The organism is Maritalea sp. YIW29 (assembly GCF_057219265.1).
This window is the reverse complement of sequence record NZ_JBXVVF010000001.1, coordinates 540,218-554,562: the sequence shown is the minus strand read 5'-3', so window position 1 is coordinate 554,562 and position 14,345 is coordinate 540,218. Positions and strand designations below refer to the sequence as shown.

Below are 14,345 nucleotides of genomic sequence, written 5' to 3'. Positions count from 1 at the left end.
CAAATGCTCGGCAATCTGAGCAAATGAGTGACCAAGAGATCGAGACATCTTGCGCTTGTGGCGCAGTCAAAATCAAAATTTCAGGTGAGCCGCGCACAACGATGTTGTGCGCATGCAAAGACTGTCAAAAGGCAAGCGGCACAGGACATACCGCCCTCGCCCTTTATAGCGATGAGATTACTCAAATTTTGGGCGAAACCAAGTCCTTTTGTGTGAACGCGGATAGCGGCGCAAATGTTGAACGCCATTTTTGCCCGAATTGCGGCACACCAATTTTTGGCGCCACCTCGCGGGTGCCCGGTCACAAGCTCTTACCTGCAGGCCTGTTGGCCGACACGGGCAACTCTTACCATCCCAATTCGATGATTTTTGCCCGCTCGCACCAATCGTGGGATTTTGTGCACCCCCAATTGCCTCAATTTCAAAAATACAAAGAGAATTAGGAACATTCGATGGCAAAAACTGGCCAATGCTTTTGTGGCGCTGTGACATTTGAAGTAGATGCTGACCCGGTCAGAATGGCGCAATGTCATTGCGAAGCATGTCGCCGGGTTACCGGAACGGGCCATGTCGTTCACGCCTTCTTCAAAAAAAGTGACGTCAAAATTTCTGGCACAACAAAATCCCATCAATCTATTTCGGATGCAGGCACCACCCGAACCCGACACTTCTGCCCAGAATGCGGCTCGCGTCTGTTTGCTGAAAATTCCAAAACGCCTGGCGCCATTGGGGTTTCCGTCGGCGCGTTCGATGAGTCTGATTGGTTTAAGCCAGATGTTATTCTGTATAATTCACTTCGTAAGAAGTGGGATCCAATCGACGAGACAATTGAAAAACATGAGTTAATGTAATGAGCGAAGAACGAGACGCCCTAGCAGCCCGCATCCGCACCATCATTGGCGAAGATCCCAATGTTGTTGAAAAGAAAATGTTTGGCGGTGTTGCATTCATGCTCAACGGCAACATGCTTGTCGGCCCCCACAAGGACGGCACGTTGATGGCCCGCGTTGGCCCCGACCTTTATGAAGAAGCCCTAACCCGCCCCGGCGCAAGCGTTATGGACTTTACCGGCAAGGTGATGAAAGGCTTCATACATGTGGCGCCAGATGCCATCGAAGAAGACGAAGCACTCGCGAAATGGATCGCATTGGCGACAGAGTTTGTGGGTGCCCTGCCGCCAAAATAGAGGTCAAAGCGGTCTATACTTCTCCGTCATACTCACCTCGCGCGGGGTAATTGTTGGCGATTGCAAAGTCCAATGCACCCAACAATTCTTTAAAGTTCGGCCGCACAAACGGCATTGTTTGCACAATACCAAAATACAGTGACTGATCTGGTGAAACCAGAAACACGCCCGGCTCAGAGAACAATTCTGGCTCTTCAACACCAATCGACGTTTTGCCGCGGGACGTTGAAATAAACAGGCCCCAGTCTTTCGCTTCCGCCAATGGCACCCCATAACCAAAGCGCAAATTTTTGGTTTCGATTTTGTCAGCCATCATCCGGGCTCGGTCTTCTTGGTCTGCGCTGATCGCAACAACATTCACGCCACGTTCTGCAAATTCAGGCACCAAGCGGTCAAGTTCGGTCAGGTACTTTGCGCAAATCGGGCAATGATAGCCGCGATAAAAACACACCAACGTACCACGCTCGCCCTTTTCCGCCTCAAGACTAAACTGTCCATGGTCGAGCGTTGCAACATTCAGGTTCGGAACCTTCTTTCTTGGCATCAACATATCAATTTCTCCTCATTCGGTTGCACAAAGGTGTACCAGCCTTTAGAATGGTATTGGTCCGATTTTTCCAACTAAAGAGCCTAAATGCCAAAACTTGACCGCTTAAGTTCGCTGCTAGATCATTTTCGCCTGCGTGCCCATCCAGTTCCGCTCTCCGCGTCAAACTTGGCTGCATTTGACGACCCAAAAACCGGGCAGAAGCTGTTGGAGTTCTCGCCACGCAATATCGGCATCAACCCGCAGGGGCGCAACGTGCTCTTTTCGCTTTATGTTGATTTCGGGACCCAAACAAACCCGTTGCGCACAGCTTTGCCAGCCCAAGTTGTGGAGCATATTCTTGCCAACGACGATTTGGACAATTTGGTTTCGCTTCTGTCCCTTGAGCACAATGCAAACCGCTGCGGCTCCAGCGCCGTGCTTAGTCGATTAGGCGAAGTCTTGGTGGTTCGAATTTTGCGTCTTCAGATCGACAAAGGCACCACCACACCAGGACTTTTGGCCGGACTGGCCAACCCGCGCATCAGCGCCGCCATCGTCGCGATGCACGAAAAGCCGGGCCACCAATGGCAAAATGCTGACTTAGCCGTGGTCGCAGGCCTGTCACACAGCCGCTTCAAGGAACTGTTTTCAACCCTTGTGGGTGAAACACCCGCTGGATATCTCCGGCGATGGCGGCTTATGCTGGCCCGTATCGACATCGAACGCGGCGAACGGGTCGATCGCGTCGCAAATCGATATGGCTATAAGGCACCAGATGCCTTTTCCCGTGCCTATTTAAAACAATTTGGCACCCGGCCCAAAGCTGCGGTCAGCGCAGCAATTTAGCCGGTCAAACGCCTTTGCCTTCATCGTTGCACAAATCTTCAAGCATCATTTTCACATGCTTATGGGCAATATTCAGCGTTTGAGCACGCTGATCGTCTGAGCCCATTGCATGGGCTGTGGTAACGGCACCCGCGGCGAGAATCAAAGTTGGTGCAAACTGGGTTGGTGCACAATCTTGCCCCCGCGCCATCTCCCGAACTATATCGTCAAACGCCTCGCCAAAACCCTCTTTTGACTGTTCATCTGCATGCGCGACATCACCGGTCAATGCCGCAACTGAGCAGCCCAAAAACACGTCTTCAAGATGCTCTGGTGATAGATAACCGTCAAATATTTCAAGCATTTGGTCCCGCAACTGCCCTGCAGTTTCTCCATCCCGACGTGCCAGCATTTTGAGCAAGGGATGCTCATACCGAACTACCCCAGCAAACAATTCAGATTTTGACTTAAAGTGCGAATAAAACGCGCCACGGGTGAGCTGAGATTCTTTCATCAATCCATCCAAATTGATCTGATGATACCCCCCCAATCTAAAGGCCGCCGCGGCACCATTTCGTATTTTTTCGGTCAGCTTTTGCTTCGCTTCTTTTTTCAGTCGCATCATCTATCCTCAAATACATGTTGACTAACATGTATAATTATTTTTAGGTTGCCGCAAGATAACTCTTTTGGGTGGCACTATGAAACTACGCGAACATTGGGACAAAATCTCTACTGACTTTTGCAATGCAAACGGCGACGTTGCGCCCGGCAAAATGATGTCGGCGCCTGCCCTGACGCTTCAAGGCAAAGTGTTCGCCTTTTATTCAACGAAGGGCGGCAGAGTTGGACTTGGCTGCAAAATCGGCCGTGACTTCGATATCGAAGAGTTGGGCCCAACGGATTGGCAGCACCTTGCGCCATTTAAGTCAAAGCCACCCATGAAAGATTGGATTGTGATCGGGGAAACCAATCAAGATCGCTGGTCGCAACTGCTTGAAATTACACATAAACTCGCACAAATCAGGAGAAATTCGAACGGCTGAACTAACAGTCTCCCCCCTTTATGCGGCGCTGATCGCCATCATCATGGCGATCCTATCCACATATGTCGGCATCTTAAGAGGAAAATTTGGGTTGGCCCTTGGCAGCGACGGAAAACGCGAACTCGCCCTAAATGTCCGCCGATTTGGTAATCTGTCCGAATATGCGGCAATGGCCGTTCTGCTGCTCATCTTGTTGGAGTTAAAGGGCGTCGAACACTACTGGCTAAATGCGTATGGCATTACGCTTGTGATATTGCGCTTGCTCCACCCGGTCATCCTTTTCGACACAATGGACGCCCCAATGTGGAAAAAAGTGGGACGTTTCGTTTCAGCCGGCGGCACAGCGGGCCTGATGATGGCTGCAGCGGTAACTTTGATAATCAACTGAGAGCTTTTGGCGCGGGCAACATCGCTCGCGCCGCCTTTTACTTCTGGCAATTATGAAGTGAAGCGAACTTTCCCAATATAGGGCAAATTGCGGTTTCGTTGTGCATAGTCAATGCCATAGCCAACAACAAATTCGTCTGGAATTTCAAAGCCTGTCCAAGTCGCTTTGATATCCACTTCCCTACGTGTCGGCTTGTCCAGCAACGCACAAACCTCAAGTCGTTTTGGCTTGCGAGATTTGAGCATACCCAAAACATGGGTCAGTGTGTGCCCAGTATCGACGATATCCTCAACCACCAGCACATCACGGCCTTCAATTTCGCCGCGCAAATCTTTCAAAATACGCACTTCCCGCGAAGATTCTGTGCTGTCGCCATAAGATGATGCCTCAAGGAAATCAACCTCAACCGGCAGATCCAGCTCACGCACCAAGTCAGAAATGAACACAAATGAACCACGTAAAAGACCAACAACGATCAGCTTGTCGGTGCCGGCGAAAGTTGTTTCAATTTCAGTCGCCAACGCCTCGACCCGCGCCGCAATCGATTTGGCCGAAATCATCCGGTCAATCACATAATTTGAATGGTCCATGGTGCCCCTCACTTAAAAAGAGAGCTTAACAGACCCAATTCGCTTGTCACCAACCCACATCAGTGATCCACAGACATCGCTGTGGACCGTCACATTCCAACGGGTTCGTTCTAGTTCAACTCACTAAAAATCAAACTGGCATTTACGCCACCAAAGCCAAACCCGTTTGAAAGGACGTGCTTTATGTCCCATTCAGTCGGTTTGTTTGGTGAAAGTTCAAACCTGTCAGCTGCAGGATCGGGGTCATCAATATTCATCCCCGCTGGCACAATATTGTTGCGAATGGCCAATATGGAATAGATGGCTTCAATAGCACCAGCTGAGCCGAGCAAATGCCCGGTGGATGACTTAGTTGAGGTAACAGGCAAGTCCTTGCCGCGACCGTCAAACACAGCAGAAATGCCAGCAATTTCTGCGGCGTCTCCAACGGGCGTCGACGTACTGTGTGCATTGATATAGCTGATATCTTTGGGCTCCAATTTGGCCATACGTAGTGCTTGCTTCATGGCCCGTTGACCGCCCTCACCGTCTGGCGACGATGCAGTGAGGTGAAACGCATCACCCGTGGTGCCATATCCAGAAACGATGGCCAACGGCGTCGCGCCGCGCTTTTCTGCATGGCTTAAACGTTCAAGCACCAACACAGCTGAGCCTTCAGACAACACAAATCCAGCATGATCTTTATCGAATGGCCGAGACGCGCGCGCTGGCTCGTCATTATATTTGGTGACCAACGCCTTAGCTGCGCCAAATCCGCCAATCGAAACCGGGTCCACACACGCTTCTGCGCCACCACATACCGCGACATCTGCTTCGCCTGTTAGAAGAAGCCGCATGCCATCGCCAATGGCCTGCGCGGAAGCAGCACAGGCGGTGACTGGCGCGCCGGAAGGTCCCTTCAATTGGTGCCTAATCGCAATATGGCCTGTCGCCAAATTGGCAAGGAAAGATGGCACCACGAAAGGTGATAAGCGCCTTGGGCCGCGCGCATCCACAATTCGCGTTGCCGCCGTCATGGCTGGAAAACCACCAACGCCGGTTGCAATAATAATCGCACTTCGTTCTTTGTCATGGTCGGTTTGGGGTGCCCATCCCGCTTGCGCCAACGCTTCTGTTGCTGCCGCCATGCCGTATTGAATGAAGATGTCCATCTTCTTGATGTCTTTTGGCGAAATATGGTCTTCTGCGGCAAAGCCGTGCTCGTCATCAGCTTTGGCTGGCACAACGCCTGCAATCTTGGTGCCAAACTGTTCTGTATCGAAGCGATTGTGCCGAACTACGCCACTCTTACCTGCGAGCAATCGTTCCCAGTTCACATCGACGCCCACGCCGAGCGGCGTCACCGCGCCCATTCCAGTCACAACGATCGGATCAGATTTCGCATCTAAAATTGTCATTTAATTTCCAGTCTTGATTATGTCTTTAAGAGAGCATGCAAATAGCGCCCTGCCATGATGGTATTTTGTACGTTAAACGGTGTCACCGCGTGAGAGTTCAGCAGTAATGCGGCGCAACACATCTAAGGCTTGGTCCACCTCTTCGCGGGTGACTTGCTTAAATGCAAGTTGTTGTGCTTCGCGCCAATATGGGATCATTTGATCCATCAAATTCAGCCCAGCTTCAGTCAATTCCACAACCCGTGCATTGCCCTTCTTGGCAGCGACCAATTTCACCAGACCTTTTTTCTCCAGCAGCGCTAAATTTCGGGTCAATGTCGTGCGTTCAATGGCCAGAAACTCAGCCAGCGCGGAAACGGAGTTGTGTTCGGTGCCCACAAGCGAGGCGATAAGCGAAAACTGTTCGGTTGAAACATCAAATTCGCGCATATGTTCTGCAAATCGACGAGTCATCACCCGGGCAGCGGCACGCGTATTTCGCAACAAACACTTTTCAATTTCAGATTCCATATCGAAAAGGTACTGTGTATCTACACAATGTCAAGATGTGAATCGCATCCAATGCATTCACACCAATTCAAGGCCAGCACTTTGCGTTTCTTCAATGTAGTGCTATAGGGGCTGCGAATGCCTGTACCCCACATACCGGCCTCCCCATTCAACCAACGCATCGCGGAGTATCCCATGGACAAAATCAAGGTAGCCAACCCAATCGTCGAGCTCGACGGCGACGAGATGACACGGATCATCTGGCAGTTCATTAAAGACAAACTCATCCACCCATATCTTGATGTGGATCTGCACTATTACGATTTGGGCATCGAATCTCGCGATGCAACAGATGACCAAATCACGGTTGATGCTGCGAACGCGATCAAAGAACACGGCGTTGGCGTAAAATGCGCGACCATTACACCTGACGAAGACCGTGTTGAAGAATTCGGCCTGAAGCGCATGTACCGTTCACCAAACGGCACGATCCGTAACATCCTTGGTGGTGTTATCTTCCGCGAGCCAATCATTTGTAAAAACGTGCCACGTCTGGTCCCAGGTTGGACACAGCCAATCATTGTTGGCCGTCACGCTTTTGGCGATCAGTACCGCGCAACAGACTTTAAATTCCCGGGCAAAGGCAAACTTTCAATCAAGTTTGTTGGCGACGACGGCGCAGAAATCGAACATGAAGTGTTTGATGCCCCAAGTTCTGGCGTGGCAATGGCCATGTACAACTTGGACGATTCAATCAAAGACTTTGCACGCGCTTCCATGAACTATGCGCTGCAGCGCGGTGTGCCTTGCTACCTTTCAACAAAGAACACGATTTTGAAGGTCTATGACGGCCGTTTCAAAGACCTGTTCCAAGAAATCTTCGATGCAGAATTTGCTGATGCATATGCTGAAAAGAAAATCTGGTACGAACACCGCTTGATCGACGACATGGTTGCCTCAGCCCTTAAATGGTCTGGCGGTTATGTTTGGGCCTGTAAGAACTATGATGGCGACGTACAGTCAGACATCGTTGCGCAAGGCTTTGGTTCTCTGGGTCTAATGACTTCTGTTTTGATGTCTCCAGACGGCAAAACTGTTGAATCTGAAGCTGCACACGGCACGGTGACACGTCACTACCGCCAGCACCAAAAAGGTGAAGCGACGTCAACCAACTCAACTGCGTCAATCTTCGCTTGGACACGTGGTCTAGCTCACCGCGCCAAGTTGGATGACAACGAGGCCTTGGCAAACTTCGCGCAAACACTGGAAGAAACAGTGATTGCAACCATTGAAGGCGGCCAAATGACCAAAGATTTGGCATTGCTTGTCGGTCCAGAGCAAGAGTGGCTCACAACAATTGGCTTCCTTGAAGCAATCGACACCAACTTGCAAAAAGCGATGGGCTAAACCCACTTCTTTGTAAAAATTTCAAGCCGCCTGCATATTCTGCGGGCGGCCTTTTAGTTCGGCGATAATCGCTTAATCGCAAGTGCCTCAAAGTCTTTCGCCAGATGAGGGTTTTGGTTCAACAGATTGTTGAAGTCCCGCGCATCCAATTCCAGTAAATCGCAAACACTTGTGGTCTTGGCCCACAGCTTATTCGCATCTTGCGCCAGCAATGCCGTTTCGCCAAAATGGTCGCCTGCGCTTAGCATCAATGTTTGCCCGCCCGTCTTTACCTCAACTTCTCCAGCCACCACAAAATACATCGCGTCCGTAACGTCGCCGTCGCGTACAATCATAGTGCCCCGCCCTACATGTCGCGACTTCAACAACTCCATAATTTCCGCTATTTCGCCAGCTTCTAACTTTGCAAACATCGGTACTTTTGAAAGCATGTTCCACGTCACAACAAAATTGCGCTGATTGAACTCCATCGCGAACCCGGTCGACAAGATACCAACCGGCAGGGCAAACACACCGACCCCAAAAATCATCACCAAGCCGGCGAACAATTTTCCGTAAGGGGTGATCGGGGTAACGTCGCCATATCCAATAGTCGTCAGTGTCGCCATCGCCCACCACATGGCGGATGGGATATCGCCAAACTGTTCCGGTTGGGCACCCCCCTCAATTGCGTACATGCCTGATGCGGCAACAAGCATCAACGCAATCAAAATTAGCAATACGCCCGTAAGCGAACGCGCTTCGCGTCGCAAAACACGGCCGAACAGCTGGAATGCAGAGGAATAGCGCGCAATGCGCAAAAACCGCAACATGCTGAGCACCCGCAATATGCGCAAGTCTAAACCACCGAGGAAACTGAAGTAGAATGGCAAGATCGCAATCAGATCAATCAGCGCCATCGGCGTCATCATATAGCGCAGTCGCGCCCAAACTGGATGGCCATCACGGCGCAAAGGATGTTCTACAGAAACCCACACGCGTGCGACATATTCCAACGAGAACACGAAAATTGATCCATACAAAACGATGTCCAGCACTGTGCCAAACAGCAGCCGAAAACTATCCACGGTGCCCATCACAAAGGCGAAAGCATTTAGAAAAATCAGCGAAACAATGACCACGTCGCTAATTAGGGAAGCACGATCCCCACCTGCAGAAGGCTCCAGAATTTCAAAAACCCTGCGGCGCCAATAAAGTAAGCCAGTGCGTTGCATCTTCCCAACCCCGGTCATTCACGTCAATATGCAGTTCATGCGGCCTTGATCAACTTGAGAATCCCAGCTTCTCACGAAGCAAGCGCGCACAGCCAAGAGGGTACAACATGCACACTCAAACCGCTCAATGTTTATGCGGCGAAATACAAGTCGCCGCAACCGAATTGCCAATCCATACGACGATTTGCCACTGCAAAATGTGCCAACGCTCCACTGGTTCAGCCTATCTGCTTGAACCCATTTTCAGGCGAGAAAGCGTTAATACCGTCCGCGGTACCCCCAAAATCTACACCCATATTTCTGACTTCAGTAAAATGGCGCTCAACATCAACTTTTGCGGCACATGCGGGACCAAACTTTTTCAAACGTTCGAACGCTTTCCTGAAGTTGTTGGTGTGTTTGGCGGCACGTTTAATGAGGCGGATTGGTACACAAGAACGCCAGACAACGCGCGGCACATTTTCACTGGTTCTGCGCTCAAGGGCGATATTTTGCCTGCATTTTTCCAACTTTATGACAGACATACCGCGGATCCGCAGACCGGGAAAAAGCACACACCCCACATTCTGAGTGATCACACGGTTGTGATGTCGTAAATTTCAAGTCATACAAACAATTTTTTTGTGCCGAATGTTGCTTGAACTTCACACAGACGCTGCCATATCAGGGGCATAAAATCACAGGAGTTCACAATGTCCCGCACAACAAAATCAATTGCCTTGGCCATCCCTTTAGTCGCTACAGGTATATTGGCTGCAAACGCCGATGAAACCCGCACATTTGATTTTACAAAATTCGACAAAATCGAATCCCAGAGCGGTATGAATGTTAAGGTAACGCAGGCCGACAAGTTCAGCGTTGAAGCGGTTGCTAATAACGTTAAGCACTTCGACAAGCTAGAATTCGAAGTTAAAGACGGTCGTCTGATCATCCGACGCAAATCAGAAAACCTCTTCGGCGCAGTATTTTCGTGGTCCGATTCCAAAAGCACCCCAAAAGTAAATGTAAGCATGCCCATCTTAGTTGAAGCGGTGGCCGAATCTGGTTCTGGCTTGCACATTGGAAATTTTGAAGGTGGTCGGCTAGATCTGAAAGCGGAGAGTGGCGCCAGCCTTATGACTGACCAGCTGAATTATGGCTCGCTTACTCTGGACGCATCTAGCGGTGCGGACCTAACTGCCCGCGGCAATTGCGAAATGCTGAAAATTGAAGCATCAACTGGATCCGAAATAGAAGCCGCTGGCTTGGATTGTCAAAATGTTACGCTTGGCGTCAACACCGGCGCAAGCATTGGCGTCCAAGCGAATGGTGACTTAAAGGCGTCAGCATCTACCGGCGGTAGTGTAGACATTTCTGGTTCGCCAACAAGAACTGAAATCGATCAAACATTTGGCGGCAGCATCCAAATTTCCAACTGATTGCCACGCTCTTGTCTAAATTTAGAACTCTACTCGCGCGGCATTGCTGCGCGAGGGAACTTTGAAAAAGCGTATTCTATTTCCAATTATTATTGTGGCTAGCGTTTGGGCTTGGAACAGTTCCACACTGGCCCCAGAACCTGAAAATCCGCAGGCCAAATTACTCAGTCACCGAGGCGTGCACCAAACCTACAGCCGTGAAAACCTCAAGCGTGATACCTGCACCGCTTCACGAATTTACCCACCAACCCATGAGTTGCTGGAGAACACGCCAGCGTCGGCAAAGGCGGCCTTTGCCGCGGGCGCTGATGTGGTCGAAATTGACATCCACCTGACTACGGACGGCAAATTCGCCGTTTTTCACGATTGGACGTTAGATTGCCGCACCAACGGATCCGGTGTTACCCACAACAGTTCAATGGCTGAACTGCAAAAACTGGATATCGGCTTCGGTTACACAGCAGATAACGGCAAAACATACCCCCTGCGTGGCAAACATGTCGGCAAGATGCCCGAGCTTGCAGAGTTCCTGGCCCAGTTTCCAAATCAACAATTTCTCATTAATTTCAAAAGCAATAACGCCGATGAAGGCAAGGCATTGTCGGCATTTTTGGAAGATCAACCGGCCACAAAACAACAAATATTCGGCGTCTATGGCGGGGCGAAGCCGACCAATTATGTACTGAAAACTCAAGCCCACATGCTGGGCTATACTAAAGAGCAAACCAAACAGTGCTTGATCGAATATTTTTCATATGGATGGACTGGCATAGTGCCCGAAACCTGTCGCAACAAATTTGTCGCTGTGCCTGCCAATTATGCTTGGGCTCTGTGGGGATGGCCAAATCGCTTTCAGCAACGTTTGCGCGACGCTGGGTCCAAGGTCATCTTACTGGGTCCAATGTCGATAACCGATCCAGGCTCCGCCGGAATTGACAGTATTGAACAGCTTGGCATGATACCAAAAAGCTTTGATGGGTATGTGTGGACCAATCGAATTGAAGTGATTGGCCCGCATCTCGCCTCAGTTGCTGACTAGCTGCCTATCGCTAAACGAATGGCATCAATTGCCGCACTGGCTTTGGCGCCGTCTGGCCCGCCACCCTGTGCCATGTCCGGACGACCACCGCCGCCTTTGCCGCCGACGGCCTCAACACCGATCTTTACAAAATCGACAGCGCTGAACTTGTCTTTCAAGTCGTCGGTTATGCCAACAGCAATGCCCGCTTTTCCATCTTCCGAAACCCCGGCAATGGCGACAATACCTGATTTGACTTGATCTTTGCCCTGGTCAACCAAACCACGCAATTCACGTGTCGGGATGCCTTCAACAACACGACCTACAAAAGCAACGCCGTCAATGTCTTCAGGACCTGCCTCGCCTTCTGCGCCACCACCCATTGCCAATTTTTGACGTGCATCACTCAATTGTTTTTCGAGCTGTTTACGCTCATCAATCAGTGCATCAAGGCGCGACAATGCATCACGTGGGGCAACTTTTAATCGCTCAGCAATGTCCTTTACTGTGCGGTCCTGCTCTCCAAGATAAGAAAGTGCGCCGTCTGCGGTCAAAGCTTCAAGGCGGCGGACGCCCGAGGCCACCGCACTTTCTTGAACAACCTTCACCAAGCCAATTTCGCCGGTGTTGCGCACATGTGTGCCCCCGCAAAGCTCCATCGAATATGTCGACCCTGCTTTGTCGCCCTCAATTGCGGTGCCCATTGATACAACACGAACTTCGTCGCCGTATTTTTCACCAAACAATGCCATAGCACCTGCCTCGCGGGCGTCATCAACGCCCATCAGCCGAGTTTCCACCGGTGCATTTTGCAAAATAATCGCATTGGCCAATCGCTCAATATTGGCGATCTCTTCTTGGCTAACAGATTTCGTGTGCGAGAAATCAAAGCGCAAACGATCAGGTGCAACCAATGACCCTTTTTGCGCCACGTGCGTGCCCAATGTTTCGCGCAATGCTTCATGCAGCAAGTGCGTTGCCGAGTGGTTGGCACGAATAGCGCCACGACGCTTGGTATCAACGCGCAAGTCTACCGCATCACCAATTTTGAGCGTGCCTGAATTGACCTTCACCGCATGGGCAAACACTTTGCCAACATGCTTTGTCGTGTTGGTCACATCCGCATCAAAGCCCTCGGCAACCGCTTTACCCTGATCGCCCGTCTGCCCGCCGCTTTCAGCATAAAACGGCGTTTGGTTGACAACCAAAAGCCCTTCATCGCCGACCTTCAACTCACCAACTTGTTCGCCATCTTTAACGATTGCGGTTACTTCGCCTTCGGCCCGCTCATGCTCGTAACCCAAAAACTCAGTGGTGCCCGCCTTGTCAGCAATCTCAAACCACACTGTTTCATTCGCAGCATCACCTGAACCGCTCCAATTAGCGCGTGCCTCAGCCTTCTGCGCTTCCATTGCTGCATCAAAACCAGCTTGATCCACTTCAATATTGCGCTGACGCAATGCATCTTGTGTCAGATCAAGCGGAAAACCATAGGTATCATAAAGCTTAAACGCCGTGCGGCCTTCAAGCACATCACCGTCGGCCAAGTCGGCACTTTCTTCTTCGAGAATAGAAAGTCCACGGCTCAATGTTTTAAGAAACCGCTCTTCTTCAAGCCGGACTGTTTCAGCAATCATATGCTCGCCCTGCACCAACTCCGGATAAGCTTGGCCCATTTCCCGAACAAGCGATGGCACAACGGAATGAATGACCGGTTTGTCTGTACCCAGCAACGTGGCATGACGCATCGCGCGACGCATGATCCGGCGCAAAACATATCCACGCCCCTCGTTTGACGGCAGAACACCTTCGGCAATCAAAAACGACATAGAGCGCAAATGGTCAGCAATTACACGGCGGCTTTGATCGCCCCTGTCACCAATATCGGTATTTGTCGCATTAGCGACCGCACCGATAAGGTTTTTGAACATGTCAGTTTCGTAATTGTCATGGGTACCTTGCAACAAAGCCGCAAAACGCTCGAGCCCCATGCCGGTATCAATTGACTGGCTGGCCAAATTGGTCCGTTCGCCGCTGGCATGTTGCTCATATTGCATGAACACCAAATTCCAAATCTCAATGAAACGGTCGCCATCTTCTTCCACAGATCCTGGAGGGCCACCCCAAATGTGGTCGCCATGGTCATAGAAGATCTCCGATGATGGACCACAGGGACCGGTGTCGCCCATGGACCAAAAATTGTCGGCCGTCGCGATGCGGATGATCTTGTCGTCAGGTAGACCTGCGATCTTTTTCCAAAGATCAAACGCTTCGTCATCATCGTGATAAACAGTCACAACCAGTTTTTCGACAGGAAGTCCATATTCCTTGGTGATCAGGTTCCACGCCAACTCGATGGCATTTTCCTTGAAATAGTCACCGAATGAAAAGTTACCCATCATCTCAAAGAAAGTGTGGTGACGCGCCGTGAAACCGACATTATCCAAGTCATTATGCTTGCCGCCTGCGCGTACGCATTTTTGTGCTGAGGTCGCAGTTGTATAGGGACGTTTTTCAAGGCCGGTAAAGACGTTTTTGAACGGCACCATACCTGAATTTGTGAACATCAAGGTTGGATCGTTCTGTGGCACCAATGGGCCAGAGGCAACTTCGGCGTGGCCATTTTGCTTGAAATAGTCGATGAACTTCGAGCGGATTTGGTTGACGCTACTCATAATGCCTGCCGGATGGTTGGGTGCCCCAAAACAATTGAGGCTGTTGACGTTTTGCCGTTTTTACATGGCCCAAACCCGGCTGTCCAGCATGTCGAATGTCTCAACCCTACAATATCAAAACAAAAGCGCCGACCACTGGCCGACGTTTCTGGTGAGGATTATC

Annotated in this window: 17 protein-coding genes; 10 read left to right on the top strand and 7 right to left on the bottom strand. The window is 50.6% G+C overall.

Going from position 1 to position 14,345, the window contains the following annotated elements:
• The first annotated feature begins 23 nt into the window (after positions 1-23).
• The 3 genes from AC2D8L_RS02740 to AC2D8L_RS02730 are packed head-to-tail and all read left to right on the top strand — an operon-like array spanning position 24 to position 1,186.
• Complete coding sequence (locus AC2D8L_RS02740) at positions 24-443, top strand: GFA family protein (RefSeq protein ID WP_484683922.1); 420 nt, start codon at positions 24-26, stop codon at positions 441-443.
• 9 nt (positions 444-452) lie between these two features.
• The gene (locus AC2D8L_RS02735; protein ID WP_484683921.1) at positions 453-851 is read left to right on the top strand and encodes a GFA family protein; all 399 of its coding nucleotides are present in this window, start codon (positions 453-455) and stop codon (positions 849-851) included.
• Positions 851-1,186 (top strand): TfoX/Sxy family protein, encoded by a 336-nt coding sequence (locus AC2D8L_RS02730; protein ID WP_484683920.1) that lies wholly within the window; start codon positions 851-853, stop codon positions 1,184-1,186. The genes AC2D8L_RS02735 and AC2D8L_RS02730 overlap by 1 nt, the downstream gene beginning before the upstream one ends.
• A 13-nt stretch (positions 1,187-1,199) precedes the next feature.
• On the opposite strand, the gene AC2D8L_RS02725 is transcribed toward AC2D8L_RS02730, so the two are convergent.
• Positions 1,200-1,736 carry a peroxiredoxin-like family protein gene (locus tag AC2D8L_RS02725; RefSeq protein ID WP_484683919.1) on the bottom strand — a complete coding sequence of 179 codons (537 nt, stop codon included), beginning with the start codon at positions 1,734-1,736 and terminating at the stop codon, positions 1,200-1,202.
• An 84-nt stretch (positions 1,737-1,820) separates the two neighbouring features.
• On the opposite strand from AC2D8L_RS02725, the gene AC2D8L_RS02720 reads away from it, so the two are divergent.
• A complete protein-coding gene (locus tag AC2D8L_RS02720; RefSeq protein WP_484683918.1) occupies positions 1,821-2,561 on the top strand; it encodes an AraC family transcriptional regulator in 741 nt (246 codons plus the stop codon).
• Between the two features lie 4 nt (positions 2,562-2,565).
• Here AC2D8L_RS02720 and AC2D8L_RS02715 read toward each other — a convergent pair whose 3' ends face one another.
• Positions 2,566-3,162 carry a TetR/AcrR family transcriptional regulator gene (locus tag AC2D8L_RS02715; protein ID WP_484683917.1) on the bottom strand — a complete coding sequence of 199 codons (597 nt, stop codon included), beginning with the start codon at positions 3,160-3,162 and terminating at the stop codon, positions 2,566-2,568.
• A gap of 79 nt (positions 3,163-3,241) precedes the next feature.
• Between AC2D8L_RS02715 and AC2D8L_RS02710 the strand changes: the two genes are divergently transcribed.
• Positions 3,242-3,586 carry a hypothetical protein gene (locus AC2D8L_RS02710; RefSeq protein WP_484683916.1) on the top strand — a complete coding sequence of 115 codons (345 nt, stop codon included), beginning with the start codon at positions 3,242-3,244 and terminating at the stop codon, positions 3,584-3,586.
• Complete coding sequence (locus AC2D8L_RS02705; RefSeq protein ID WP_484683915.1) at positions 3,537-3,974, top strand: MAPEG family protein; 438 nt, start codon at positions 3,537-3,539, stop codon at positions 3,972-3,974. Before AC2D8L_RS02710 ends, AC2D8L_RS02705 begins: the two co-directional genes overlap by 50 nt.
• Positions 3,975-4,024: 50 nt before the next feature.
• Here the strand turns inward: AC2D8L_RS02705 and hpt are convergent, their stop codons facing one another.
• The 3 genes from hpt to AC2D8L_RS02690 all read right to left on the bottom strand — a co-directional run bounded on the left by hpt (position 4,025) and on the right by AC2D8L_RS02690 (position 6,471).
• Positions 4,025-4,564, bottom strand: a complete 540-nt coding sequence (gene hpt / locus AC2D8L_RS02700; RefSeq protein WP_484683914.1) for a hypoxanthine phosphoribosyltransferase — start codon at positions 4,562-4,564, stop codon at positions 4,025-4,027.
• Positions 4,565-4,674: 110 nt separating this feature from the next.
• Positions 4,675-5,961, bottom strand: a complete 1,287-nt coding sequence (fabF, locus tag AC2D8L_RS02695) for a beta-ketoacyl-ACP synthase II (RefSeq protein WP_484683913.1) — start codon at positions 5,959-5,961, stop codon at positions 4,675-4,677.
• 72 nt (positions 5,962-6,033) lie between these two features.
• Entirely contained in the window at positions 6,034-6,471 is a 438-nt protein-coding gene (locus tag AC2D8L_RS02690) for a MarR family winged helix-turn-helix transcriptional regulator (protein ID WP_484683912.1), read from the bottom strand.
• 174 nt (positions 6,472-6,645) lie between these two features.
• Here AC2D8L_RS02690 and AC2D8L_RS02685 point away from each other — a divergent pair, with 174 nt between their 5' ends.
• Entirely contained in the window at positions 6,646-7,857 is a 1,212-nt protein-coding gene (locus AC2D8L_RS02685) for an NADP-dependent isocitrate dehydrogenase (RefSeq protein WP_484683911.1), read from the top strand.
• Positions 7,858-7,910: 53 nt separating this feature from the next.
• Here AC2D8L_RS02685 and AC2D8L_RS02680 read toward each other — a convergent pair whose 3' ends face one another.
• Positions 7,911-9,071 carry a cyclic nucleotide-gated ion channel gene (locus AC2D8L_RS02680; protein ID WP_484683910.1) on the bottom strand — a complete coding sequence of 387 codons (1,161 nt, stop codon included), beginning with the start codon at positions 9,069-9,071 and terminating at the stop codon, positions 7,911-7,913.
• Positions 9,072-9,178: 107 nt separating this feature from the next.
• On the opposite strand from AC2D8L_RS02680, the gene AC2D8L_RS02675 reads away from it, so the two are divergent.
• From AC2D8L_RS02675 to AC2D8L_RS02665, 3 genes are all read left to right on the top strand, one after another.
• A complete protein-coding gene (locus AC2D8L_RS02675; protein ID WP_484683909.1) occupies positions 9,179-9,667 on the top strand; it encodes a GFA family protein in 489 nt (162 codons plus the stop codon).
• Between the two features lie 96 nt (positions 9,668-9,763).
• Positions 9,764-10,489 (top strand): head GIN domain-containing protein, encoded by a 726-nt coding sequence (locus tag AC2D8L_RS02670; RefSeq protein ID WP_484683908.1) that lies wholly within the window; start codon positions 9,764-9,766, stop codon positions 10,487-10,489.
• Positions 10,490-10,550: 61 nt separating this feature from the next.
• Positions 10,551-11,528 (top strand): glycerophosphodiester phosphodiesterase family protein, encoded by a 978-nt coding sequence (locus AC2D8L_RS02665; protein WP_484683907.1) that lies wholly within the window; start codon positions 10,551-10,553, stop codon positions 11,526-11,528.
• Here AC2D8L_RS02665 and alaS read toward each other — a convergent pair.
• Positions 11,525-14,182 (bottom strand): alanine--tRNA ligase, encoded by a 2,658-nt coding sequence (alaS, locus tag AC2D8L_RS02660; RefSeq protein ID WP_484683906.1) that lies wholly within the window; start codon positions 14,180-14,182, stop codon positions 11,525-11,527. The two genes, AC2D8L_RS02665 and alaS, sit on opposite strands and share 4 nt — an antisense overlap.
• Positions 14,183-14,345 lie beyond the last annotated feature (163 nt).